Raw genomic sequence first — 2169 nt, 5'->3', positions numbered from 1 at the left:
TCTATGAGTCCACAGATCATCACCATTCCTACTTCATATTTTACTGAGCGTCATCCACTAATAAACGCCCTGACAACATGGCTTGATCAAACCAATTGTCTATTTCCTGCTCTTTGGTCATCGACGTAAAAGGCTTTTCAGTAAGTATACGCTTTATACAGGCGATCGTTAATTTGCTAATCTTTCCAACATCCGCATCGGTCACCTCATAGTGGCCAGAGTGAACGATTTCTGACCTTATATCATACAAATCTCTGACTTCCTTTTTGATTTCTGTTCGCTTTTCCAGCGTTTCTCCAGCCAAAAGCGCCGTACGCATTCTCAATTTATATGCAATTTCCTTATTTTCCTGCCTTCCCAGCATTATGGTCTCAAGAGCGATCGCGTAATGGAGGAATGCCTCTTCGGGGCGTTGTTGCAGTTTTACTGCAGCTCGGCCTGCCCATTGAACGGATGCCAATATTCGCTCCTCGATTTGGCTTCGGTCATCTTTTGCAAGGATTTCATTTATACGATAAAAACCTACCTTTTCTGCTCTGGATGGTTCTATATCCTTTAAAGACAAAAGGGCAAAAGGCCCTATGCGCCTGGGTAATTGGTAATAAGAATGCTGATGAGTTTCAAAAGCTAATAAAACTTCTCTCGTAGGCTGGAGTTCCCCTACAAAATATATCTGGGCGCCAAGGTCAGGTCCGCTATAGAAATTGATCACGTCCATGGTTAAACGCAATTCGCGCCGTGCCGCAGAGCAAGCGGCTTCTCCGTCACAAGCGCATACTTCTACCGTTGCTATTGGATGATTAAAAAAATATCTTTTAATAAAATCCTCAAAATCGGTTTTCAAAAATTCTTTTGTTTCTAGAGGTTCCGTCCTGGAATCGACGATGGCATTATGCTTATCTTTCAATTTTTCTAAGTTATGTTCATCGGCTATCCAAAACTCAACTTTTCCAAATTTATATGGCAGATCTTCTGGCGCCACCCCACCAATGCGCATATGAACCTTCCAATGCGTTGGGGAAGTAATAAGCTTGTCTCTCAGTTTATTTATAGACTCACCTAAGCGATCCTTAAATGGTTTATCAGGCCTCTTGTGATTGATATCCAATGCATGCAAGATCGCTTCTTGGATAAACAGTTCAACAGCTTTTTTGCTGTGCTGTTTGTATATATCGACAGAATAAGATTTCCTTTTATATTTAGAAAAATAAAGTTCATTTAGACATTCCCGATATTTATCCATATATCTCAAAAATATCCCAATCTCAGAAGGCTCTAACTTCCGTTTGCTGAGGTCTCCCTTTTCTTCAAGGCTTGTTATAAAGCTCTCGAGCTCGTCTAAGGCATCTTCCATTGTCATGACTTGCCCTCCCAGTAAAAATATTATATAGCTGACAAATGACTAAAAATTGTAACAGCACGATTAATTATTAATATTACATTAATTGTAACAAGGTTAACTCCCTTTGCACACCAACCCCAGCTCTTTAAGCCTTATCTCCATGGCCTGCATGGAGACCAAATAGCGGCGGGCAAGGGCCCTTAGGCTGTATCTGTGCGCCTCGCGGGCCAGGAGCTTTTTGGGCATCAAAAACTCCGCGGCGAAGGCATTGGCCGCGCGCTCCTGCCTGGGGTCGCGCTTTATCATGCCGCCTCCGCTCTCGGAAAAGGAAAGCGAGTTGTGCCCAAGCAGGTAGTGGCCTATCTCGTGTGCCACGGAAAACCGCCTCCGGCACAGCGGACGGCTTGAGTTTACCGCTATGACGGGCTTACCGGGCGGAACGTGGATCAGCATTGCGTCGATGCTGTCCGCCATGCCCCGTATCACCTCGATGCCGAGCTTCCTCAGTGCCAATAAAACGACATCTTCATCGCAAGGCGCGCCGACCTCCTCCAAAAGCCGACGCGCCGCTATTGATGGATCCATAGCAGCGCCTCCTGTATGTGAAGTTGGATATTTTTACTCTTCCATGCGCTCCCTGACGCTTTTCAGCGCGTATGAGATTGTGTTTATGATGAACTTCTTGTCCGCGGGCGAGAGCTTGTCCCAGCTTTCCATGACGCTTCGCAGGTTTGCCACGGCCTCTGCGTCCCGCTCCATGAGGATGGCAAGCAGCTTTTCGAGCTCTGCCGTGTACTCGTCAGCTTCTTTCGACATCTCCTCTTCCG

3 protein-coding genes are annotated in these 2169 nt (G+C 45.8%); all 3 read right to left on the bottom strand.

Annotation, left to right across the window (positions count from 1 at the left end):
- Positions 1 to 40 precede the first annotated feature (40 nt).
- The gene (locus Q7P41_RS10680; RefSeq protein ID WP_303884145.1) at positions 41 to 1360 is read right to left on the bottom strand and encodes a HEPN domain-containing protein; all 1320 of its coding nucleotides are present in this window, start codon (positions 1358 to 1360) and stop codon (positions 41 to 43) included.
- A gap of 96 nt (positions 1361 to 1456) precedes the next feature.
- A complete protein-coding gene (locus tag Q7P41_RS10675) occupies positions 1457 to 1927 on the bottom strand; it encodes an ImmA/IrrE family metallo-endopeptidase (protein ID WP_303884144.1) in 471 nt (156 codons plus the stop codon).
- A 33-nt stretch (positions 1928 to 1960) separates the two neighbouring features.
- The coding region (locus Q7P41_RS10670; RefSeq protein WP_303884143.1) for a hypothetical protein at positions 1961 to 2169 on the bottom strand (209 nt) is incomplete at its 5' end.

The organism is Acetomicrobium mobile (genome assembly GCF_937920065.1).
The sequence above is the reverse complement of the archived record's forward strand: the minus strand, read 5'-3'. Positions and strand labels throughout refer to the sequence as shown.